The organism is Streptomyces sp. NPDC060064, from assembly GCF_042736455.1.
Taxonomy (GTDB): Bacteria; Actinomycetota; Actinomycetes; order Streptomycetales; family Streptomycetaceae; genus Streptomyces.
The window spans coordinates 44,766-65,129 of record NZ_JBHWWF010000006.1 but is presented as its reverse complement, the minus strand read 5'-3'; the positions used below and the strand labels follow the sequence as shown (position 1 = coordinate 65,129).

Annotated in this window: 21 protein-coding genes, 1 other RNA gene and 2 pseudogenes; 10 read left to right on the top strand and 14 right to left on the bottom strand. The window is 70.3% G+C overall.

The features are described from left to right. Both eda and yaaA read right to left on the bottom strand, forming a co-directional pair. Positions 1-618, bottom strand: a complete 618-nt coding sequence (gene eda / locus ACFWDI_RS09870) for a bifunctional 4-hydroxy-2-oxoglutarate aldolase/2-dehydro-3-deoxy-phosphogluconate aldolase (RefSeq protein WP_385302580.1) — start codon at positions 616-618, stop codon at positions 1-3. A gap of 61 nt (positions 619-679) precedes the next feature. Further along, on the bottom strand, positions 680-1,480 hold the full coding sequence (gene yaaA / locus ACFWDI_RS09865) for a peroxide stress protein YaaA (protein ID WP_385302578.1): 801 nt from the start codon (positions 1,478-1,480) through the stop codon (positions 680-682). Positions 1,481-1,581: 101 nt separating this feature from the next. Here yaaA and ACFWDI_RS09860 point away from each other — a divergent pair, with 101 nt between their 5' ends. From ACFWDI_RS09860 to rnpB, 3 genes are all read left to right on the top strand, one after another. Continuing rightward, positions 1,582-3,024, top strand: a complete 1,443-nt coding sequence (locus tag ACFWDI_RS09860; protein WP_385302577.1) for an RNB domain-containing ribonuclease — start codon at positions 1,582-1,584, stop codon at positions 3,022-3,024. Positions 3,025-3,164: 140 nt separating this feature from the next. Next, positions 3,165-3,692 carry a TetR/AcrR family transcriptional regulator gene (locus tag ACFWDI_RS09855; RefSeq protein WP_385302575.1) on the top strand — a complete coding sequence of 176 codons (528 nt, stop codon included), beginning with the start codon at positions 3,165-3,167 and terminating at the stop codon, positions 3,690-3,692. A gap of 18 nt (positions 3,693-3,710) precedes the next feature. Further along, positions 3,711-4,115, top strand: an RNA gene (gene rnpB, locus ACFWDI_RS09850) — RNase P RNA component class A. A gap of 128 nt (positions 4,116-4,243) precedes the next feature. On the opposite strand, the gene ACFWDI_RS09845 is transcribed toward rnpB, so the two are convergent. The 6 genes from ACFWDI_RS09845 to ACFWDI_RS09820 form a co-directional block, all read right to left on the bottom strand. After that, positions 4,244-4,540, bottom strand: a complete 297-nt coding sequence (locus ACFWDI_RS09845) for a DUF6087 family protein (protein WP_385302572.1) — start codon at positions 4,538-4,540, stop codon at positions 4,244-4,246. A 46-nt stretch (positions 4,541-4,586) separates the two neighbouring features. After that, positions 4,587-5,750, bottom strand: a complete 1,164-nt coding sequence (gene tgmC / locus ACFWDI_RS09840; RefSeq protein WP_385302571.1) for an ATP-grasp peptide maturase system methyltransferase — start codon at positions 5,748-5,750, stop codon at positions 4,587-4,589. Beyond that, positions 5,747-6,706, bottom strand: a complete 960-nt coding sequence (gene tgmB / locus ACFWDI_RS09835) for an ATP-grasp ribosomal peptide maturase (protein WP_385302568.1) — start codon at positions 6,704-6,706, stop codon at positions 5,747-5,749. The genes tgmC and tgmB overlap by 4 nt, the downstream gene beginning before the upstream one ends. Before the next feature lie 5 nt (positions 6,707-6,711). Next, positions 6,712-6,972, bottom strand: coding sequence for a putative ATP-grasp-modified RiPP (gene tgmA / locus ACFWDI_RS09830; protein WP_385302565.1), 261 nt, complete (start codon positions 6,970-6,972; stop codon positions 6,712-6,714). 231 nt (positions 6,973-7,203) lie between these two features. Beyond that, a complete protein-coding gene (locus ACFWDI_RS09825; protein WP_385302563.1) occupies positions 7,204-7,410 on the bottom strand; it encodes a hypothetical protein in 207 nt (68 codons plus the stop codon). Continuing rightward, on the bottom strand, positions 7,407-7,574 hold the full coding sequence (locus tag ACFWDI_RS09820) for a hypothetical protein (protein ID WP_385302561.1): 168 nt from the start codon (positions 7,572-7,574) through the stop codon (positions 7,407-7,409). The genes ACFWDI_RS09825 and ACFWDI_RS09820 overlap by 4 nt, the downstream gene beginning before the upstream one ends. 232 nt (positions 7,575-7,806) lie before the next feature. On the opposite strand from ACFWDI_RS09820, the pseudogene ACFWDI_RS09815 reads away from it, so the two are divergent. The 3 genes and pseudogenes from ACFWDI_RS09815 to ACFWDI_RS09805 form a co-directional block, all read left to right on the top strand. Continuing rightward, positions 7,807-7,935 (top strand): annotated as a pseudogene (locus tag ACFWDI_RS09815) (helix-turn-helix domain-containing protein); the annotation flags it as partial. Between the two features lie 141 nt (positions 7,936-8,076). Continuing rightward, positions 8,077-9,060 carry a hypothetical protein gene (locus ACFWDI_RS09810; RefSeq protein WP_385302885.1) on the top strand — a complete coding sequence of 328 codons (984 nt, stop codon included), beginning with the start codon at positions 8,077-8,079 and terminating at the stop codon, positions 9,058-9,060. A gap of 16 nt (positions 9,061-9,076) precedes the next feature. After that, complete coding sequence (locus ACFWDI_RS09805; RefSeq protein ID WP_385302558.1) at positions 9,077-9,430, top strand: hypothetical protein; 354 nt, start codon at positions 9,077-9,079, stop codon at positions 9,428-9,430. A gap of 379 nt (positions 9,431-9,809) precedes the next feature. On the opposite strand, the gene ACFWDI_RS09800 is transcribed toward ACFWDI_RS09805, so the two are convergent. Continuing rightward, positions 9,810-10,895, bottom strand: coding sequence for a DUF5937 family protein (locus ACFWDI_RS09800; RefSeq protein WP_385302556.1), 1,086 nt, complete (start codon positions 10,893-10,895; stop codon positions 9,810-9,812). 99 nt (positions 10,896-10,994) lie between these two features. Here ACFWDI_RS09800 and ACFWDI_RS09795 point away from each other — a divergent pair, with 99 nt between their 5' ends. Next, the gene (locus ACFWDI_RS09795) at positions 10,995-12,236 is read left to right on the top strand and encodes an MFS transporter (protein WP_385302555.1); all 1,242 of its coding nucleotides are present in this window, start codon (positions 10,995-10,997) and stop codon (positions 12,234-12,236) included. A 58-nt stretch (positions 12,237-12,294) separates the two neighbouring features. After that, entirely contained in the window at positions 12,295-12,636 is a 342-nt protein-coding gene (locus tag ACFWDI_RS09790) for a hypothetical protein (RefSeq protein WP_385302553.1), read from the top strand. A gap of 135 nt (positions 12,637-12,771) precedes the next feature. On the opposite strand, the gene ACFWDI_RS09785 is transcribed toward ACFWDI_RS09790, so the two are convergent. Then, positions 12,772-13,512: a TIGR03943 family putative permease subunit gene (locus ACFWDI_RS09785; RefSeq protein WP_385302551.1), complete on the bottom strand. Its 741-nt coding sequence runs from the start codon at positions 13,510-13,512 to the stop codon at positions 12,772-12,774. Further along, positions 13,509-14,519 carry a permease gene (locus tag ACFWDI_RS09780; RefSeq protein WP_385302549.1) on the bottom strand — a complete coding sequence of 337 codons (1,011 nt, stop codon included), beginning with the start codon at positions 14,517-14,519 and terminating at the stop codon, positions 13,509-13,511. The genes ACFWDI_RS09785 and ACFWDI_RS09780 overlap by 4 nt, the downstream gene beginning before the upstream one ends. 197 nt (positions 14,520-14,716) lie before the next feature. Between ACFWDI_RS09780 and ACFWDI_RS09775 the strand changes: the two genes are divergently transcribed. Continuing rightward, entirely contained in the window at positions 14,717-15,223 is a 507-nt protein-coding gene (locus ACFWDI_RS09775; RefSeq protein WP_385302547.1) for a hypothetical protein, read from the top strand. Between the two features lie 105 nt (positions 15,224-15,328). On the opposite strand, the gene ACFWDI_RS09770 is transcribed toward ACFWDI_RS09775, so the two are convergent. Both ACFWDI_RS09770 and ACFWDI_RS09765 read right to left on the bottom strand, forming a co-directional pair. Next, positions 15,329-16,147 (bottom strand): rhomboid family intramembrane serine protease, encoded by an 819-nt coding sequence (locus ACFWDI_RS09770; protein ID WP_385302545.1) that lies wholly within the window; start codon positions 16,145-16,147, stop codon positions 15,329-15,331. A 561-nt stretch (positions 16,148-16,708) separates the two neighbouring features. After that, a complete protein-coding gene (locus ACFWDI_RS09765; protein WP_385302543.1) occupies positions 16,709-18,784 on the bottom strand; it encodes a SpoIIE family protein phosphatase in 2,076 nt (691 codons plus the stop codon). Positions 18,785-19,049: 265 nt separating this feature from the next. On the opposite strand from ACFWDI_RS09765, the pseudogene ACFWDI_RS09760 reads away from it, so the two are divergent. Further along, positions 19,050-19,220 (top strand): annotated as a pseudogene (locus ACFWDI_RS09760) (DNA-binding response regulator); the annotation flags it as partial. Between the two features lie 11 nt (positions 19,221-19,231). Here ACFWDI_RS09760 and ACFWDI_RS09755 read toward each other — a convergent pair. Beyond that, positions 19,232-20,347: a DUF5937 family protein gene (locus ACFWDI_RS09755; protein WP_385302541.1), complete on the bottom strand. Its 1,116-nt coding sequence runs from the start codon at positions 20,345-20,347 to the stop codon at positions 19,232-19,234. Positions 20,348-20,364: the final 17 nt, after the last annotated feature.

Sequence of the window (20,364 nt, the reverse complement as noted above, 5' to 3'; positions counted from 1 at the left end):
TCAGCCGCGCAGCGCGGCCGCTGAGGCCGCCAGGTTCTCGACCCGTGCCCAGTCCTTGGCAGCGATCGCGTCGGCGGGCAGCATCCACGTACCGCCCACACACCCCACGTTCCGCAGCGCCAGATACGACGGTGCCAATGCGGACGAGATCCCGCCCGTCGGGCAGAAGCGGGCCTGCGGAAGCGGCCCGGCGAGGGACTTGAGATACGGCGTGCCGCCGGCCGCCTCCGCCGGGAAGAACTTCATCTCGCTCACCGAGCGCTCCAGCAGCGCCACGACCTCCGAGGTCGTCGAGACACCGGGCAGGAACGGCACGCCCGACGCCTTCATCGCGTCCAGCAGCCGTTCCGTCCACCCGGGGCTGACCAGGAACCGCGCTCCGGCCGCCACCGCCGCGTCCACACCGTCCGACGAGATCACCGTGCCAGCGCCGACCACCGCCTCCGGCACCCCGTCCGCGATCGAGCGGATCGCGTCGAGCGCGGCCGGTGTCCGCAGTGTCACCTCGATCGCAGGCAGACCCCCGGCGACCAGGGCCCGCGCGAGCGGTACGGCATCGGCGACGTCGTCGATGACGACGACGGGTACGACAGGCGCGAGGTCCAGCACGGAGGTCATCGCCCCATCCTGCCGGTCCCACTGCGCACCCCGCAACGACCGTTGCGCACAGTGCAACGCATCAGTGAATCTGGGTGACCACCACGTCCAGCGCCCACGCCCGCCCCGCCCTGGCCGGTGCCTGCGCCTCCACCACGTACCCGAGATCCCGCAGTGTCTCCACCAGCTCGCCCGGCCCCGCCGGCTTCGCGCCCGTCATCAGCAGGTCCCGTACCAGCCGGCCCTTCGTCGCCTTGTTGAAGTGGCTGACCACCGAGCGCTTCTCGACCCCGTCGACCAGCTGCGAGTGCAGCACCCGCACCGTCGCCGTACGCCCCGCCACCTCGCCCTGCGGCTTCCATGCCGCCGTGTACGCCGAGGACCGCAGATCCAGCACCAGCCCGTTGCCCGCCGCCTCCGGCAGCACGGACGCCATCTGCCCGCGCCAGTACGTCCCCAGCGCGCCGAGCCCCGGCAGCTTCACGCCCATTGAGCAGCGGTACGACGGAATCCGGTCGCCGACCCGCACCGCGCCCCACAGCCCCGAGAACACCAGCAGCGACTGCCGGGCCCGCCGCCGCGCGTCCGGCTCCAGCGTCGCCAGACCGAGCGCGTCGTACAGCACGCCCGTGTAGATCTCCCCGGCCGGCCGGGTGCCCGCGGTCCGCAGCTCCACGTTCTTCGCGATCTCGCCGCGCAGACCCTCGCTCAGCCCGAGCACCTCCCGCGCCTTCTCCTCGTCGGCGGCGCACAGTTCGACCAGTTCGTCCAGCACCGCGGCGCGCGCCCCGGCAAGACCCGGCAGCGACAGCGACTCCGGCTTCAGCGGAGCCCCGCGCCCGGAAGCGGCCTTACCCTCCGACGGCGGCAACAGCACGAGCACGGCAGGTCTCCTTCGTACGTACGGGGGCGGGGGGTGCGGCCCCCGCGCCAGCCTACGGTCATCCGGGTGCCGTCCGACTCCGCCCGCCATACGCTCGGTCCATGCCCCGCCGCCATATGCACATGACCGGCGCAGCCGAAGCTCCGCTGCGGGCCGCACTGCGTGAGCTGCGTACCACGCTCGACGTGCCCGAGGGCTTCCCGGCCGAAGTCCTTGCCGAGGCGGAGTCCGCCGCCAAAGCGCCGCGCCTGCCGGACCACGACGCCACCGACATCCCGTTCTTCACCATCGACCCGCCGGGCTCCGTCGACCTCGACCAGGCGATGCACCTCGCCTCCCGCCGCGACGGCGGCTTCCGCGTCCATTACGCGATCGCCGACGTCGCCGCCTTCGTCACCCCCGGCGGCGCGATCGACGCCGAGGCCCACCGCCGGGTGCAGACCCTCTACTTCCCGGACGAGAAGGTCCCCCTGCACCCGGCCGTGCTCTCCGAGGGCGCGGCCAGTCTGCTGCCCGACCGGACCGCACCGGCGCTGCTCTGGCGGATCGACCTCGACGCCGAGGGCCGTACCGTCACGACCGAGGTGCGCCGCGCGCTCGTACGCAGCCGGGCCAGGCTCGACTACGAGGATGTGCAGCGGCAGATCGACGCGGGCACCGCCGAGGAGCCGTTGGGGCTGCTCAAGGACATCGGGCTGCTGCGCGAGGCGCTGGAGCGCGAGCGCGGCGGCATCTCGCTGAACGTCCCGGAGCAGGAGGTCGTCGAGCGGGACGGCGCGTACTTCCTCGAATACCGCGCCCCGCTCCCGGCCGACGCCTGGAACGCCCAGATCTCCCTGCTCACCGGGATGGCCGCGGCCGACCTCATGACGGCGTCGGGCACCGGCATCCTGCGCACCCTGCCCACCGCCCCGGGCGGCGCGGTGGCGAGGCTGCGCCGCTGCGCGAAGGCCCTGGGCATCGACTGGCCGCACCATGTCTCGTACGCCGAAGTGGTGCGCTCCCTCGACCCGCACAACGCCCGCCATGCCGCCTTCCTCCAGGAGTGCACGACGCTGCTGCGCGGTGCGGGCTACGCCGCCTTCTCGGGCGGCGAGCTGCCCTCGCCCGCGGTCCACGCCGCCGTGGCCGACGAGTACACGCACTGCACCGCGCCGCTGCGGCGGCTGGTCGACCGGTACGCGGGCGAGCTGTGCGTGGCGGCGGTGGCCGGGCAGGCGCCCCCGGAGTGGGTGACGGCGGCGCTGGACAAGCTGCCGCAGGAGATGGCGGAGGGCTCCCGACGCGCCAACACGGTGGAGCGGGAGTGCGTCGACCTCGTCGAGGCGGCGCTGCTGAGGGAGCGGGTCGGCGAGATCTTCGACGCCTTCGTGGTGGATGTGAAGGAGCACGAGCCGGCCGTCGGGACGATCCATCTGGCGGACCCGGCGGTGGTGGCCAGGATCGACGGCGGCGGCGAGAGGCTTCCGCTGGGGGAGCGTGTACGGGCCCGGCTCACGCAGGCCGACCCGGGGACGGCGAAGGTGCTGTTCGCGCTCGCGTGAGCGCGGTGACGAGCGCTTTCGGGTCATCGGCGTGCCGATCGTCCGGGCGCCGGTCCTCGCGGGTCTGTGCGGCCGGCTCGCCCGCACCTCGTACGATCGCGCCTTCGGCTAAGGACTCCGAACCAGGAAAGGCTTTCAGCGTGCCTGACTCCCCCCGTGCGCAGCAGATCATCGCCGCGGCCCGCGAACTGCTCGAGCAGGAAGGCCCGGAAGCCCTCACCATGCGCCGCCTCGCCGAGCGGGTCGGCATCAAGGCTCCGTCCCTCTACAAGCACTTCCCGGACAAGTCCTCGGTCGAGACCGCCCTGATCGCCGAAGCCCTCCGCGAGAGCGCCGAGGTCCTCGAGGCCGCGGAGGCCGCGACCCCCGGCTCCTTCCAGGCCCTGGCCACCGCCTACCGCGCCTACGCCCTGGCCCACCCGCACCTCTACCGCCTCGCCACCGACCGCCCGCTCGCCCGCGAGGCCCTGCCCGTGGGCGTGGAGGACCGTGCCGCGGCACCCCTCATCCGCGCGGTCGGCGGCGACGCGGACACCGCCCGCGCGGCCTGGGCCTTCGCCCACGGCATGACCATCCTCGAACTGAACGGCCGCTTCCCGCCGGGCGCCGACCTCGCGGCGGCCTGGGCCACCGGCTCCGCGGGCTTCGTCCCCGCACCCGCCAGGTAACATGGCTGACACGGCAGACGAGCCGGGCGGACGGCCGCGTGAAGATCTTCTGGATCTTCCCGAGGAACGTCCGGGCTCCACAGGGCAAGGTGGTGGGTAACGCCCACCCGGGGTGACCCGCGGGACAGTGCCACAGAAAACAGACCGCCGAGGACCTCGGTCCTCGGTAAGGGTGAAACGGTGGTGTAAGAGACCACCAGCGCCTGAGGTGACTCAGGCGGCTAGGTAAACCCCACCTGGAGCAAGGTCAAGAGGGGCCGCCGTAAAAAGTGGCCCTGCGCGGACGTTCGAGGGCTGCCCGCCCGAGTCCGCGGGTAGACCGCACGAGACCGGCGGCAACGCCGGTCCTAGATGGATGGCCGTCTCCCCGGCCGCCGCGAGGCGACCGGGCGACAGAACCCGGCGTACAGCCCGACTCGTCTGCCTCCTAGGGCTTTTGACCAGTAGAAACGCAGGTCAGAGGCCTTTCTTCGTGTACTGGCGGGCCTCGCTGGACCCCGGTCCACACCGGATCGAACGAGACCGCGTGGGGTTGAAGCCCCTCGCCAGGGCTATCGCGGCGCCTGAGGCTTCCGGCGCCTGCCGGTCCCAGGGCCGAGCTTCGGCGCCGGGCCCGAGGCGGGGGCAACTTCGGTGCTGGGGAAAAGGACGCGTTTCGCCTCCGCGAGATTCGCCGCGAAGCCGTACGGCTCCCACGTGTGCCCGTTCCATCGCTGGATCGCTCGGGGCGTGTCAGGGTTCAGATGCGACCCCCGCGGACCCGTGTCGCCGCCAAGGGGAACGGCGCGGAGCCGTCCGATCTTCGCGTCGCGACGCTCGGCCCACTGCGACAGCGGTTCGTCGTCCATCGTGCTTCCTACGAGTTGGGAGGCGGCTTCCTCGGAGGGTAGCGGTTCAGGGGAGCCGATGCTCCCAGCGCAGCAACGGGCTGCTGCCGATCCAGTAGAGGTGCGATCTGTCGGTGACGCGGAGCCTCACAGCCTCGATACCTGGACGGCCGTTGTCCTGCCAGGCGACGAGGGCGCTTTCGATGTCGTCCCAGAGGGCCACGGGGCCGCCTTGGCGGACGGTCCAGCTCTCGCCGTCGGCGGTGAACTCGGCGAACGACTCCCGCTCAGGGGCGAAGAGGTAACGCAATGGCGTGCCGTTGCTGCGTGCGGCGCGAACGAACTGCGCGCCGGGGGCGGCGAGCTGTGCGAGGAAGGCAGGCATCCACTCCTCCAGGACGGGAGGGGGTACCAGCATGGGCCGGTCACTGTCCGCGTAGGCGGTGCGTGCGGAGAGGTCGCCGGCCAAGGGTGTCACCGCCTGGGCCCGCGCTTGCATGAAGGAGGAGCGTCCGATGATCGCGCCCTCGGCGGTGCCGTCGTCGCCGACGGTGAGCTTCACGAGACCGGTACCCCAGGGCCAGGAGCCGACCGTGCTGAGGACGATGCCGCCGGGCTTCGTCTGCCGGACCCACGTGTACGGGATGCGACGGACCGCGCAGGTGGCGATAACCCGGTCGTACGGCGCTCGATGCGGATGACCGAGGAGTCCGTCGCCCATCACCGTCCACGTCGAGTAGCCGACGGTTTCGAGGGCGGCATCGGCGCGTGCCGCCACCTGCGAGTCGACCTCCACCGTGGTGACGTTGTCCTCGCCGAGGTAGTGGCACATCAGGGCCGTGGAGTATCCGGTGCCCGTGCCGATCTCCAGGACGCGGTGTTCCGCCTTGAGGTCCAGGGCCTCGATCATGCCGACGACGGTGGTCGGGTCGGTCGAGGACGACGTGGGCACGCCCGCGACGGGTTCGCCGGTCTGGTCGGCGGTGAGGCGGCCGTCGAGCTGAGTGGTGAGGGTGTCGACGCTGTAGGCGATCTTCAGCCACTCGTCCGGGTCCGTACCAAGGGAAGTGACGGGCCGCCAGGTCCGCCCCTCGTCGAGGAAGACTCCGGGATGGAGGAACTGCTCGCGCGGCACGGTCTCAACGGCACCGCGCAGCCAGGGGGACTTCAGGACGCCCTTGTTCGCGAGCACGGCCGCCATGCGGCGCCGCTCGGATGCCGGGTCGGTCATCGGCGGTCTCCTTGCACGAGTAGGTCGGCGAAGGCGGCGGACATCGGGAGGCCGGTCTCCTTCTCCAGCCACCCCCACTGCCCGTTGGGGTTCAGCTCCAGCCACCAGTAGACCCCCGCCCGGTCCACCGCAAGGTCGAAGCTCCCCGATACCAGCTCCAGGCGGTCCAGGTAGGCGTGCAGTGCCTTGTCCACGCTGTCGGGGAGGTGTTCCACGGTGTACGTCAGGATGCTGTAGTCCTTGCGCCAGTCCAGCAGTTCGGAGTCGATACGTACGGCGAAGGTGTGCCGGCCCACGATCAGGACGCGGAGGTCGGCGACCTTGTCCACGCGGGCCTGGAACAGGTGCGGGGTGATGCGAACGCTGTCGTCGATCTCGTCGGCGGTGACGGGGTCGGCCCAACCGGTCACCGGCACGCCGTCGCGCGTGTACGGGGTCCACCGCAGCGTCTTGAAGATCGCGTCTCCTTGAGTGCGGATGAACCCGCGTGCCTCGGCGGGGTCGTTGGTGACGAGGGTGGGCGGGACGGCGAAGCCGAGCTGCTGGGCGAGGGCGAGCTGAGCGGGTTTGTAGTCGGCCGCGGCGATGCGTAACGGGTGGTTGACCCAGAGCGGGCCGTCCAAGGCGTAGAGCGTGCCCCCGAGCCCGTAGCGGACCTGCGCCGCCGCGAAACGGGAGTCGTCCGGGGACAGGTGGGGGAACGACGGCCACTCCGGGCGGCGCCAGTACACCGATCGGACGCGGGTCAGGTCGGCGGTTCTCGACGGGGTGCGCACCTGCCCGACCACAGGGGCCGGGCAGGTGCCGAACCGAGCCGAGACCGTGAGGCCCTCGCCGATGTCGGCGAGGTTGAACCGGACCACCGGCACATCGCGCCGGTTGAGCTCGGTGATCACCATGTCGGCGGTGATGTCGTCCGCCTCGGTGGCCACCAGAACCGGCCTCTCCTCGGTCATGGTCATCAGTCCTGGCTGCTGTCCTGATCGTGACCCTGATCGTTCTTGGAGTCCGAGTTCGTCGTCGTGGAGGTCTCGGTTCCGGAGCTGGTGCCGTGCTTGCCCATCTCGACGACCTGGCCGGCGCGGTCGCGGAACACCCCGAGTTGCGTCGTGGGGTCGATGACGACCGTGGCGTGGGGCCGGCGGATGGTCGTCGGGTAGGGCACGAGTCGGCCCGCACCCCACGGTCGCGTGGGAGCGGGGAGTGCGAGGGAGGCGGTCATGGGACTCCTTGGGTTGAAAGTGGAGTGGTGCAGGAAGCCGCTCACCCAGACGCGGGACGTCCCCGCAGGCAATGGCCTGAAAGGGGCGAGCGGGGCTTGAACGTCTGCCCCTACGGGGGCAGAGCTGGCTGTTCTCCTCCTGGCCCTCCGTGAGCTGGGGGTGGGGGAGGGATCCGGCACTGCTCTCCGCCCGCGCCGGTACCGTGCGGACGGCGATCCGTGGACTCCGCCTCAGAGGCGGGCCGCCTGGATGTTGTCGGCCGCGGTCGTCCACTCGACGCCACTCTCGGGCCGGATGTGCGCGACCCGGACAGTGCCGTGGCTGTGGAGCTCGTGCGTGACGGCGACGAGAACGCCCTCCCCGCGCGAGGCGACGTCGCGGACGTTCGTGTTCAGGAGCGGGTGCTGCTCGTAGCCGTCGGGCCCGACCGGGTTCACGTCTCCGTCTCCTGCCGCGTCTCGCTGCGGCGCATGAACTTCTCCCATCCGCTGGCCGCCCGTACCCGCAGAGCCCGGCTCGGCGCACCCGGTTGGGGCTCCGGCGGCGTGTACGTACGGCCGCTGGCGCCAGGGTTCCTGCGGGGCAGTTCGGAGGTCGTCACGCGGTCGCTCCTCTCTGATGGGGCAGCAGCCGGCCGCAGCCTGGACGGGACGGAGCGCGCGGCCCGCTGCCTCAGGGGAGCCGCCCGAAGGGTCCTTCAACCTCCGAGCGGCGTGTGACCAGTGAACGACGATCCGTTACCGTCTCCCAGAGCGGACCCCGCGCATTGCCCAGGCGTTTTCCGGGCATCGGGTGTAGCGAGTGAGGAAGGTGCTCTTCGTGAGGGGAGTCCAATGGCTTTAAGGCGTACGCGCTTTGCCGAGCGGCGGGTGGCAAAGGGTTACTCTCAGGAGGAATTCGCGGAAGCGCTTATGGTGGCCGCGTCCACCGTGGTCCGTTGGGAAAGTGGCCGTGCCACCCCACAACCGCACCAACGGCCCAAGATCGCCAGCCTGTTAGGAGCCACCCTCTCCGAGCTGGAAGGGCTTCTCTTCGAAGAACAGCCGGCCGAAACCGCCGTGCTTCCTGACACCCCATCCCTCCTCCACGGTGATGATGACGATATGAAGCGCCGCGATGTCCTGGGCCTGCTCGCCGTTACGGGCGCGCTGGTCACCCTGCCCGGTTCGGACGAGGCCCCCCGAGGACATAGAGTGGCGGCGCTCCTGGAGACAGGGGAGGAGCTGCACCGCAGCCTGTGGCAGGTCTTCACCCTCTCGGACTCCAAGCCGACCGTCTTCCCGGTGGTCCGCAAGCAGCTCGACGTCCTGACGAAGGGCCTGGCCGAGGCGCGTACCGCAGCGGACCGGGCTCGGCTGTGCACGATGACGGCCAACCTCTACCAGCTCGCCGGCGAACTCTCCTTCGACGCCAACCGGTACACCGACGCCGCCCAGTGCTACACGCTGGCTGCCAACGCTGCCCATGTTGGTGGTGACCACGACCTCTGGGCCTGTGCCATGACCCGCCACGCCTACGTCGAGCTCTACGCGCGCCGCGCGCCCGCTGCCCAGCCTCTGCTGGCGGTGGCCTCCCGGATCGCCCGGCGGGGCGACAGCGCACTGTCCACCCGCCACTGGGTTGCCGCCGTCCAGGCCCAGGTGTGCGCGGCCATGGGCGACATCGACGGCTGCGCTCGGGCCCTCGACGAAGCCGAGAAGGTGCACTCCCTCGACGACCACTCCCACAACGGCGGCTGGCTCCGCTTCGACGGTTCCCGCCTCCACGAGGAACGAGGGGCCTGCTACCTCCAGCTCGGCCGTCCCGACCTCGCGGAAGATGCCCTTACCGCAGCCCTCGCCCAACCGCTGTCCCTGCGCCGTCGCGCCGCCGTACTGAGCGACCTTGCCGTCCTCGGAGCCCACCGGGGTGACGTCGATCAGGTCGCGCAGTACGCGGAGGCAGTGCTTGGCCTGGCCGACCGGTCGAACTCGGGATTCATCTGCAAGAAGCTGGACGGACTTCGAGGGCGTCTTGCTCCGCTCATGTCCGATGGTCGAGTCTCGGATCTGGATCACCGAATCGCGGCGCTTTCGCGCACCGCATGACGAGAGGGACACGTGCATGAGTGACGGTCGGATCTTCCGCGAGGCGTGGATCGCCGGTGTGAACAAGCACTACCCCGGTGAGCCGAAGCCCGGCTACGTCACTCCGTGGGACGAGACGCCCGAGTGGGAGCGCGAGGCTGCCGCCGCCGTATGCGGACAGGTGCGCGACTTCATCAGGATCAGCGAAGGGCACGCCACACGGCTCACCCGCGAGCAGAAGGGCCGCTTCGTCGCGATCTGCTGGACCGCCCAGATGTTGAAGCATTTCGAGGACCCGAAACCCGGATACGTCGCCGACTGGGCCGACCTGCCGACCTGGCAGCAGGAGACGGACTCGGACATCTTCGAGCGCATCGAGCAGACCGTCTGAACCCTGAGAACGACGAAGCCCCCGTCCGGGCCGCTCCGCTCCGGGGCGGGGGCGGTCTCCTCACGTGGCCATCAAGGTAGCCACAGAAGCGCCCTCCCTGCGTGTTTGCACAGGTCATAGCGTTGCGGTAGCTCTCCCCGGCCTACAGCCCGACTCGTCTGCCGCACCCGCTCCGGCCCCGGTCGCTGGGAAAGTGGCCACGGGCCTTGACCGCTCGGGGGATTCGCGCGTTCACCGAGGAACGTCCGGCGGTGCAACCAGTGCGCTGCCGGGCTGCCCGAGGGCAGCAGGCGGTCGCGCCGGTACTGCTTGGCGGTCTGCCGAGTCGGACGATGCTGCGAAGGTGCCGGTCGCCCGCGTTCTGGCAGACCGAAGCCACTCAGCGCAGTACGGCCGCCAGCAGGTCGGCGCCCAGCGCCGTCAGATCGGGCAGATTGAGGGTGTAACGGACATAACGACCGTCCCGCCGGGCCGTGAGCAGGCCCGCGCGGCGCAGGACAGCGAGGTGACGGGAGACCTCCGGGGGTGAAAGTTCCCAGACGTGGGCCAGCTCAGCGGTGGTGTGCGGGCCGCGGGCCAGGGTGCGCAGCAGCCGCAGGCGTACCGGATGTGAGAGTGCCTCCAGCCGTAGTCCGACCGTTTCCAGCGATACCGGCTCTGATGGACTCGGCTCGGCCACGGGGTACTGCACCACCGGCCGCCATCCGGGCGCGTGGACCGCCACCAGGTGCGGGCTGCCGAAGACACTGGGGATGAAGGTGACCCCGGTGCCGTGGGCGGCGGTCGCCTTGTCCTGCAGCTTGTCCACGATGATGCAGTCGCCGTCCGGTGCCAGGGTGACTGCGTCGGAGACCGATGCGAGTGCCGCTCCGATGCCCTGGCGCTTCAGCAGGTCGTTCTTCAGGCGCAGGTCGGTGGCGAGCTGCACGGCGACGCCCGCCCAGGCGGCGTCGAAGAAGGCCTCGGCGCACTGTTCGAGGGTGTGGCGCACCCGCGCCCGCACAGCGGCCGGGTCCGCAAGCAGCCGTTCCGCGAAGGCCTCTTGCAGCGTGCCGCGGGCCTGTGCCAGGTCCAGGGCCCGCTCGCGCGCAGTCGCGTCGGTGAGCGGCGACGGCGCGGCAAAGTGGACCCGGTTGCTGCCGCACGTGGTGACGAGCGCGGCGGTCACATACGTTTCGTCGTCGATCCGGTCCACTTCGTCCAACTCCTCGGCGAGGGTCGGCCGAGGTCGGGCGGGGATCAGGAAGTCGGCTTGTGAGGAACGCCAGAGGAACTCCGCCTCCCGCAACCGCTCGGCCAGCTCCGGCCGCAGCCCGGCCCAGACATCCCCGGCCCATCCGGCGAGCTGCGGATGATGCCCGGGTTCGGCCAGCACGTGCAGCATCGCGGTCAGCTCGGCCAGCGGGGAGGCGGCGAACCGCAGTCGCTCGGACGGCAGGCCGCTGATGTCGATCCTCAACGTCATCCCCTCAGCATCCCTGACCGGATGGCCGGTCACGGCGTCGGTTGACGGTGTCCGTCAACCGACGTAGCCGGCCCTGCGGCCGAACGCACCGTTGACGCCATGTCAACCATCACCAGGATCCAGCCCCGCGCCCTCGTCCGTGCCTCCGGAGGCCCCCGCTATGCCGTCGCCCTGGCCGTGGACGCGCTCGGCACCGGCCTGCTGCGGCCCTTTCTGCTGCTCTACGGGGTGACGGTGCTGAGGCTGTCCGCGCCGGCCACCGGCATCGCCATGACGGTCGGCGTCGTCGTGGGTCTGGTGTGCATGCCCGCGGTGGGCCGATGGCTGGACCGGGGCGCACGCAGCACGGTCGTGGCAGCGTCGATGCTGGTACGGGTGCTGGGCGTGGCGCTGCTGTTGGCCACCCCGGCGGGGCACGTCCGGCTGTTCGCGACGGCGGCGCTCTTCCTCGGCATCGGCAACCAGGCATGGCCGGCCGCCCACGCAGCTCTCGTGGCCACGGTCGCCCACGGCCGGGAACGCGACATCGCTCTCGCGGGAGGCCGCGCCCTGCGCAACGCCGGCCTGGGCGCGGGCGCGCTCCTCGCCACCGCATGCCTGGCGGGCGGCACCACCGCACTGCAGGCGTTGGCAGCCGTCACCGGGCTCGCCTATCTCACTGCGGCGGCCTTGGCGTGGTCGGTCCACCTGCACGCGCAGCCGGCCGCTGCTCCGGCCATGGACAGGGCCGACGGGCCCGCACCCCGGATGCGCGCGCTGCTGGCCGCCAACGTGGTCTACGTCTTCTGCCTCAACGTCCCCGAAATCGCGCTCCCTCTGGTCCTGTTGACACAGTTGCACGCATCCCCGGTGTGGTCGGCAGCCATCTTCGTGGCCAACACGGTGCTGGTGGTCACCCTGCAGGTTCCGGTCACCGTCCTGATGTCCCGCTTCTCCCGGCGGACCGTGCTGGCTCTCGCCGGCGTGGTGCTCGCAGCGTCCTACCTCGGCTTCCTCGCGGCCACCTCGCTGGGACGCGGCTGGGGTGCCCCGGCCGTCGCCACGGTGTCCGTGGTCTGCACTATCGGCGAGATCATCTATGCCGGCAGCGCCACCGCGCTCGTCACCGCCCTCGCCCCGGCCCATGTCCTGGGACGCACCCTCGCCCGCTTCGAGCTCTCCACGGGCTTCGGCCTCGCCGTCTCCCCGGCGGTCATCACGGCTCTCGCACCCCACGGCTCGGCCGCCCTCTGGGGCAGCCTTGCTGCTGCGACGCTCCTCTCCGCCTCCGCCGTTGCCACCGAGAAGGATCAAGGAACGCGGCTCGCCTCTGGTGATGGTGTGAAAAAGGGAGACCAGTAGGTTTGAATATCAAACTGACAGTGCTTATGCTGATCACCGCTCCTACCAGGAAAGGAAGGTGAACGTAGGTGAAGACACGATCGGGTACTCGCGGTCGCGTGGGCGGGGGGCTCTCCTCGCCGCGTTGAGTGGCACCCTGCTCTGGACGTCCGCGCCCCTGTCGCAAGCCCAGGCGGCGACCACGTACTGGCGGTTCGACAACGCCATGGCCGACGCGGTCCGGCAGATCCGCTGGAATTCCATAGGCGACAAAGGCCAGCTGTGGCGCTTCGAATACCGGACCGACGGCACGAACAACGGCTATCTCGAGTCCTATTGGACCACCCAGGCCAGGACGTCGCCGGGCAACCCCGGCGCGGTCTACACCGATGACAACGGCTGGGCCCGCCGCATGACGTGACCCCCAGACGCTCAGCGAGACGGTGGAGCCGACCGCCGTAGAGGCGCCGGCTCGGGAGTGGGAAGCCTTGCACGGTGGCCTGTCGGACCAGCCCTTCACCATGCCCGGCCACGGCCGATGACGCGCTCAACCCCTTCAGTTTTCGTACTGGTTGGGTGGGGCCGGGACCGGTCTGGCCCGGCTGACGTCGATGAACGGGATGATGCCGTCGTTGACGGGGTCCCTGGTCTGTTTGCCGGTGTAGGTGCCGATGACTTCGAGCCAGGTGTCGGGTCGCAGAGCGGGGGCGGGAGGAATCCGTCCGGACAGGCCGATCTTGACGGGTTGGGCGTCGGCAGCGCAGCAGTTGAGGCTCATGCGGACGAGGTAGGGTGCGCCGCTGCCGTCGAGGGTGATGAAGCCGGTGATTTTGATCCGCCGGTCGCCGAGTGAGTGTCCGTGGTCGTAGACCGCGCGGCCGGCGTAATCGACGACGCTGAGCCGGAGAGGGTCGCCGGCGGGGAGGGTGGGGAAGCCCCAGGGTTGTTGCAGGGCCGTGCCGGCGCGCAGGGCGCTGTAGGAGCCGAGTGCGGGTGGGGCGACCAGGATGAGAGCGAGCACGGGCAGGACGAGGAGCCAGGATATGCGTGGTTCGCGGTGGGCGTGGCCGCGACGGTCGTGGTGCTCACGCCCGGGCGGGTTCTCCTCGGTCGCGCGCGGCCGTCGCAGTTCGTACCAGACGGTGGCGACGGCGGCGACGATCAGGACGATGCCGGCCATGAGCAGCAACGGGCGAAACCCGGCCTTGACGTAGCGCAGGTAGAGGTCCGTGAAGCCGGCGTGCAGCACCGCCGCGCCGACGAGGAACAGTACGGCTGCTTGCGCCTGCCGGTTCACAGCAGGACCGCCCCGACCAGGACCGACATGAGGACGGCCAGGGTGAAGGTGGCGGGGGCGAACCGCAGCGCGAACCCGCGGCCGAACGTGGCGGCCTGCATGGCGAAGAGCTTCAGGTCGATCATCGGTCCGACGACGAGGAATGCCAGCCGGGCGGTGAGCGAGAACTGGGTCAGGGACGTGGCCACGAACGCGTCGGCCTCGGAGCAGATCGACAACACCACCGCGAGGATCGCCAGGGTGAGGATCGACACCACAGGGTTGTTGGCCGCGGTGTGCAGCCAGCCTGCCGGCACGACGGCCTTGAGGGTGGCCGCGGCCATCGCGCCGACGACGAGGAAGCCGCCGGCGTGCATCACGTCGTGCCGTACGGATCCCCAGAACGCCGCCCCCTTGCCGAGGCCGTCGAACGAAGGGTGGGCCGGTGGGCGCAGCCAGTCGCTGCGGCCCAGCCGCTGCCACAACCAGCCCATCGTGCACGCCACGAGCAGGCTCGCCACGAACCGCGCGAGGACCATCTGCGGGTCGCGGGGAAACGCGACGGCGGTGGCGGTCAGCACGATCGGGTTGATCGCCGGGGCGGACAGCAGGAACGCCAACGCCGCCGCGGGGGTGACGCCGCGGCGCACCAGCGCCCCGGCCACCGGCACGGAGGCGCACTCGCAGCCGGGGAGGACCGCCCCGGCCATCCCGGCGACCGGCACCGCGAGGGCGGGCTGTTTCGGCAGCGCGCGGGCAAAGAACGACGGTGGGACGAACACCGCGATGATCGCCGACAGCAGCACGCCGAGTACGAGGAAGGGCAGGGCCTGGACGACCACCGCGACGAACACGGTCATCCAGCTCTGCATCACCGGCGCGGACAACGCCCGGCGGACCGGCCCCTGCAGCACAACCACCAGGAGCAGCACCATGGTCAGGACGAGGGGTGAGTTGAACTGCCAACCCTGCGGATCGTCCGCGTCGCGATGGTCAGCCCGGGGCGGGGCTGTTCTGGTGGCGGTCACGGGTGAGGTACCTCCGGTATGGAAAGGCTTCGCGGGTTGGTTCCCCTCCACCTTCAGTACGCCGGTTCGGGCACAGCTTCTCATTCCTGAATCAACGCGAGTTGATCGAGGCTTCCTTTGTCTACGGGGGAAAACCCCACCGCGACGTTCGTGCAGGCAGGATCGATCCGGCCGGCAACGACTGTGATCGTGGAAGCATGGAGATCACGCAGCAGTCACTTCGCCGTTCCGCCGGTTCGTTCGTGGCGACGACCCTGGGCAGGCCCGGCCGATCGTGGGTCTGGCGGGGGATCACCTTGCTGCCGGTGTCGGCCACCCGGTTCATGCGCGCAGTATCGAGGGGGCGCCTCGCCGACGCGCCGACGGCCCTCCTCGGGACGGGGCTGGGGCTCCTCGCCTGGTTCATCATCCTGATCAGCACACAGGCGGCCGTAAATGGCGCTCTCTACCCGCTGTTGGATGCGCACGACTACCAGAACTCCTGGGGCGGCCCCACCCTGGCGGGTGCCTGGGCGGCACACGCGGCGCTGGCCGTGCCGATTCTCGTCGCTGCCGTATGGCTACTGCGTGGCCTGGTCGTACTCGGTTCCGACGATCAGGAACCGTCCACCGGATCGAGGTCCCACTGGTGGAGCAGGCCGCTCGCCCTCCTGTTGGCCGCAGCGGGGGCGGTGCTGTTCGTGGGATGGATCAATCAGCTGTGAACCGGACGGGGTTCGGCACGCTGCGCCCTGCCGGACGGCAAGACCGTGGCCCGTCAGGGCGGCCCGCGCCGACTGGCCGACGAACTCGATCGAACGAGGCCCAACTCACCAACGCGGTGGTACCTGCGGCCCTTTGTGCAGCCGCAGCGGTTCGGACGGGGGCGGCGTATTGGCCCGCAGCGGAAGCGCCAGCAACGCCCCGGCCACGAAACCGACCACATGGGCGAGATAGGCAACGGTGCCGACCTCCGCGACGCCGTAGCCGGCCGAGTAGAACGCCTGCAGGACGAACCACAGTCCCAGCACCGCCCAGGCGGGGAGCCGCAGAGGGAAGAAGAACAGGAAGGGCACCAGGCCCCACACCCGAACCCGCGGGTAGAGCACCAGGTAGGCGCCCAGCACGCCGGCGATTGCCCCGGACGCCCCGACCAGCGGTTCGGCGGAATCGGGGTTGGCCAGTGCGAAGCCGTACCCGGCCACGTACCCGCAGAACAGGTAGAACAGCAGGTACCGCACCCGCCCCAACCGGTCCTCGATGTTGTCACCGAAGATCCACAAGAAGAGCATGTTGCCCAGCAGGTGCAGCCAGCTGCCGTGCAGGAACATCGAGGTCAGCACGGACAGCGGAGGCGCCTTGTCGTAAGGGGGCGGTCCGAGCAGGCAACCCGGCCCCTGGGGGCCCACCGCGGGGGTCCCGGTCGGGACCAGGTCCGGCACCCGGTTGTGGATCAGCTCCCGCGGTACGGCGCCCCACTGCTCGAGGAAAGCCTGCAGATGGCACAGTTGCGCGAGGCCGCTGTCGCCCGCGATCGAGGACACGGCCACGGGTGTGCGCAGGAACACGATCACGTTGGCCACGATCAGCGCGTAGGTCACCCAGGGCGTGCGCCGCACCGGATTCGAGTCATGAACGGGAATCACCACATAAGGAACCTGCCCCGATCGGCACGGAGATTCCGGCCCGGCCCCTGCCATGTCAGCCACCCGGCCGTATCGGCGGCGCTTCTCGCGCTGCCGAGGTGATGTCAAGCGCGGGTGGAGCGGTGGGGTTCAGGCGTCGCTGAAGCCGGTCGAAGGCCGGTCGTCTTCGTGCCGGATGGCCAGCGCACTCGCGTGCTGACGTCCTTCCGCCGCCAATAGGATCTAATGGAGTGGCGCACGCGGAGCAGAGACATACCGATCATCACCGGTCGACAGTTCCGCCTTGGATCCGCGCGGCTCTCAAACTCTGGATGGTTGTGCATGACTGCTGCCTCTCCCCACCTCGATCCTGCCCGGCCCGGACAGACCACGGCAGGCTCGCCAGCTGCGCCGCAGCACCACGATCTGTTTCTTCAGCCGCAGTACACCGTCGAGCTGCCGCCACTGGAAGAGGAGGAAGACGCCTCCTACGCGGTTTCACCCCTTCCCGCGCACCGGCGGCGCGGAGCAACCCGCGGACGTTGACCGCTGCCCGTAGCGCGCGGTGAGTCGCTCTGCTGCGAACTACGGGCCATGCGGAGGACTGCGGCGGACACGGGCGAGGACGAGCACCGTGTCGTCGTCCGGCGGGTCGGGCAGCAGGCTCGAGAGCATGCGGTCCGCTGTCTCCTCCAACTGGCCCGACGCCCTGCGTAGTTCGGCACGTACCGCGGCCAGGCCCTCTTCGATGTCCTGGCCGCGTGCTTCGATGAGGCCGTCGGTGTACAGGGCGAGAATGGCGTCCTCCGGCAGGGTGATCTCGATTGTCGTGAAGGGGTGACCGCCCACCCCGAGGGGAACTCCCAGGACATTGCTAATGGTCTCGACCGTGCCGTCAGGGTGGCGTACGAGGGGCGGGGGGTGGCCGGCGCTGGCCATGCGGGCGCGCCCGGTCGTGGGGTCGTACAGGATGTAGAGGCAGGTCGCCAGCTCGATTCCCGCCTCCTGGGCACAGGTGTCGAGCTCGGCGAGCAGTTCGTGCGGTTCCTGGGTGTGCCTGGCAAGTGCCTTGGCCGTGATGCGCAGCCTCCCCATGGCCGCGGCGGCCGGCACCCCGTGGCCCATCACGTCACCGACGACCAGGGCGACCCGGTCGCCGGGCAGGTTGATCACGTCGTACCAGTCGCCGCCGACCTCGGTGATGTGGCTGCCGGGCAGGTAGCGGTGGGCGACCTGCACATAAGGGCTGGTCGCCAGGGCACTGGGGAGCAGCGCGCGCTGGAGGGTGACCGAGATGTCATGCACTCGGCTGTAGAGACGCGCGTTGTCCAGGCAGAGCGCGGCGCGGGAGGCGAGCTCACCGGCCAGGCTGAGGTCCTCCTCGGTGAAGGCGGGCCTGGCCGCGGAGCGTCCGAACATGGTGAGGCCCTGGACCGTGCCCCGGGCGATGAGCGGGGCGATGAGGATGCAGGCCAGGCCGCTTTCTCTCAGGAGCTGGGCGCGGGCCTGGTGGATGACGGTCCGGGTCACGAACTCGTCGTTCACCAGGACGGAGACGGGGCGGCCCGTGCGCAGCATCCGGTGGATGGCGGAACCCGGTGGGTATGTCACGCTCTCCAGCCCGCTCACGAGTTCGGTGGCGGGTGGGGGCAGGATGGTGCCGGAGGCGATCCGGCGCGTGACCAGCGGAAGTTCCGGGTCGAACACCTCAGGCTCGTCCATCCACTCCACGAGTTCCACGACGGAGGCGTCCGAGAAGTCGGGAACCGCGGCGTCGACCAGCTCCCGGGCGGTGACGTTCACGTCCAGGGTGGTGCCGATCCGGGCCGCGGCCCGGTCCAGCAGAGCCAGCCGCTGACGACCGGCGGTTGCCTCCATGATGGCCTGCTCCCGGTCGGTCACGTCCACCAGCAGGCCGCCCACTCCGGGCCGGCTTCCGACCGCGCCGCTGAGGGGGAAGAAACTCACCGACCGCACCTGATCACGATCCGGGTGACCTGGCGTGCGTACGCCCACCAGCGCGCCCACGACGGGCCGTCCCTCCGTGGCGACCGCGCGCAGTATCCGCTGGTACTCACCCCCGTCGGAGGTGATCATGATCTCTTCCATCCGCCGTCCGAGGTGCTCCTCGATGGGAAGTCCGTCCATGTCGGCGAGCGCCTGGTTGAGGTGGACGTACCGCGACTCCTCGTCGAGCATGACCAGGCCAATGGGGCAGGTCTCGAAGAGGGCGTCGAGGAAGGCCAGGTTGGTCTTCACCCGATCGAGTTCGTCACTGCGGCTCGCCAAGGCCATGACCACCGAACGGCCCTCTGCGCCAGTGACGGGGAAGACCCGGAAACCGCAGTCGAAGACCGCGCCGTCCAGGTGCCGTGCCTGCAGCCGGCCGCGCCAGTACCCCAGGGTGCGGCCTCGCTCCGCCAGCCGGATCGAAGGGGCAGGGGCGCCTCGGGGCGGATCCGGGAAGAGCACACCGGCGGGTTTGCGCAGCACCGCAGCGGGGTCGTGCCCGAAGAGGTCCCGCGCGCCAGGTCCCCAGTAGCAGATCCGGTCGTCATCATCGATGCCGAAGACGGCAACGGCCACGTGTTGCAGCAGCGTCCCGGGCTCGGACCAGAGCGGACCGGGAGCCTTCTCGTCCCCCGACCGATCTGACGGCACGACTGTCGCCTTCCACCCGCGGCACAACGCATCGCCTCGCCCCACCCACCGGGCGCCGAAAGAGGCTCAGGCGTCTTTGTCATCCATTGTGCAGATATCTGAGTGACTCTGTACGGTCAGAGGCTCTGTCGCTCGACCCGGTTGCCAATTGTGCCGGTACTGTTACTCAGAGTGATGCATGCATCGCCGCGGCCTCCACCGACGGCGGCTGCCACGAGGCGGCCCGGCATCCGGCGACGGTGCTCACGGTCGCTCCGCGCGGCGCGCGGTGGTCGCGCCCGCCACGACGCGGCGGCTCATCGACCGGTTCGCCTCGGTGTTGCCCGCCACGACGCAGCCGACGTCGCCGGAGCTCGCCCGGCAGGCGAAGCTCAAGCTGCGCGACCGGGTGCAGGCGGTGGTGCTTGCGTACGGGACGGGGCCGGCGCGGGTGGGGGAGCCCTTCCGTCACCGCAGGATCGACTCGAGGAAGTCGCTCCCCAGTCGCGCCACCACGGTGACGTCCAACTGGTGCTGTACGTACCTACCGTGCCGCTGCGTGGTGAGCATTCCGGCCTCGCGCAGGGCCTTCAGATGGCGCGACACCTCGGGCGCCGTGATGCCGAAACCCTTCGCCAACTCGCTCGTCGTGTACGGGGCGCGGGCCAGTGCCCAGCACAGGCGTATCCGGATTGGGTGGGCCAGTGCCATCAGTCGCTTCTCCATCAGCTCCGACGTGCCCGGCCCGGGCCTCAACTCCGGTGCGGAGAGCGGGTATTCGACGACTGGACGCCACCCCGGCGCGTGCTGTACGACCAGGTGTGGCCAGCCGAACGCACTCGGCACGAACGTGACACCGGGGTCGATGCCCGGCTGCGTGGCCTCCGTTCGCCCGTCCGTCAGCTTGTCGACATTGATGCGTCGGCCCCGCGCGTCCTCCTCGAGCGTCACGGTCGGCGACACCGCCTTGAGCGCGTCGGCGAGGCTCCTGCGACGCAGCAGCTCCGCCTTCTCCCATGCGTCCGCGGCGAGTTGAGGGCGGACGCGCTGCCAGACCTCGGCGAAGAAAGCCTCGTCGCAGTCCTCAAGGAGACGCCGGATCCAGGCGCGGACCGTTGCCGGGTCCTTCAGCAGGTGTTGTGCGAAATCGAGTTGCCGGGGACCGCGCGCGGACGCCCGCTCGAGGGCAGCGTCCCGAGCGGCATCGTCCACCAGCGGGGAGCGCCCGCCACCACAGCGCAGCGTGCAGCCGGAGGCGTTGATCTCGAGCGCGGCCTCGACGTACGTCTCGTCATCGAGCTCGTCCACCTCGTCCAGCTCCTCCGCCAGCGTGGCCGGCGGCATCGGGCGGTTGGGCAGCAGGATGTCGGACCGCGTCGACCGCCACAGGAACTCCGCCTCCGACAGCCGGCACTGCAGATCCGGCTTCAGCCCCGCAGCCGTCGTCGTCGCCCAGCCGTGCAGGCCCGGATGGTGGCCCGGCTCGGAAAGCACGTGCAGAGCCGCCCCCAGCTCCGCCAGCGGGGACGGCCCGAAGACGATGCGCTCCTGCGGGAGCCCGGTGATGTCGATGTCGACGCTCATGGGCTCCATGGTGCACG

Excerpts from the sequence above, each read along its gene's own strand:
- tgmA (WP_385302565.1), bottom strand. The coding sequence starts at position 6,972 with ATGACCGCCTCCCTCGCACTCCCCGCTCCCACGCGACCGTGGGGTGCG.
- ACFWDI_RS09775 (WP_385302547.1), top strand. The coding sequence starts at position 14,717 with ATGGAGATCACGCAGCAGTCACTTCGCCGTTCCGCCGGTTCGTTCGTG.
- ACFWDI_RS09795 (WP_385302555.1), top strand. The coding sequence starts at position 10,995 with ATGTCAACCATCACCAGGATCCAGCCCCGCGCCCTCGTCCGTGCCTCC.
- ACFWDI_RS09800 (WP_385302556.1), bottom strand. The coding sequence starts at position 10,895 with ATGACGTTGAGGATCGACATCAGCGGCCTGCCGTCCGAGCGACTGCGG.
- ACFWDI_RS09805 (WP_385302558.1), top strand. The coding sequence starts at position 9,077 with ATGAGTGACGGTCGGATCTTCCGCGAGGCGTGGATCGCCGGTGTGAAC.
- eda (WP_385302580.1), bottom strand. The coding sequence starts at position 618 with ATGACCTCCGTGCTGGACCTCGCGCCTGTCGTACCCGTCGTCGTCATC.
- ACFWDI_RS09755 (WP_385302541.1), bottom strand. The coding sequence starts at position 20,347 with ATGAGCGTCGACATCGACATCACCGGGCTCCCGCAGGAGCGCATCGTC.
- tgmB (WP_385302568.1), bottom strand. The coding sequence starts at position 6,706 with ATGACCGAGGAGAGGCCGGTTCTGGTGGCCACCGAGGCGGACGACATC.
- ACFWDI_RS09845 (WP_385302572.1), bottom strand. The coding sequence starts at position 4,540 with ATGGACGACGAACCGCTGTCGCAGTGGGCCGAGCGTCGCGACGCGAAG.
- ACFWDI_RS09860 (WP_385302577.1), top strand. The coding sequence starts at position 1,582 with ATGCCCCGCCGCCATATGCACATGACCGGCGCAGCCGAAGCTCCGCTG.
- ACFWDI_RS09810 (WP_385302885.1), top strand. The coding sequence starts at position 8,077 with ATGAAGCGCCGCGATGTCCTGGGCCTGCTCGCCGTTACGGGCGCGCTG.
- tgmC (WP_385302571.1), bottom strand. The coding sequence starts at position 5,750 with ATGACCGACCCGGCATCCGAGCGGCGCCGCATGGCGGCCGTGCTCGCG.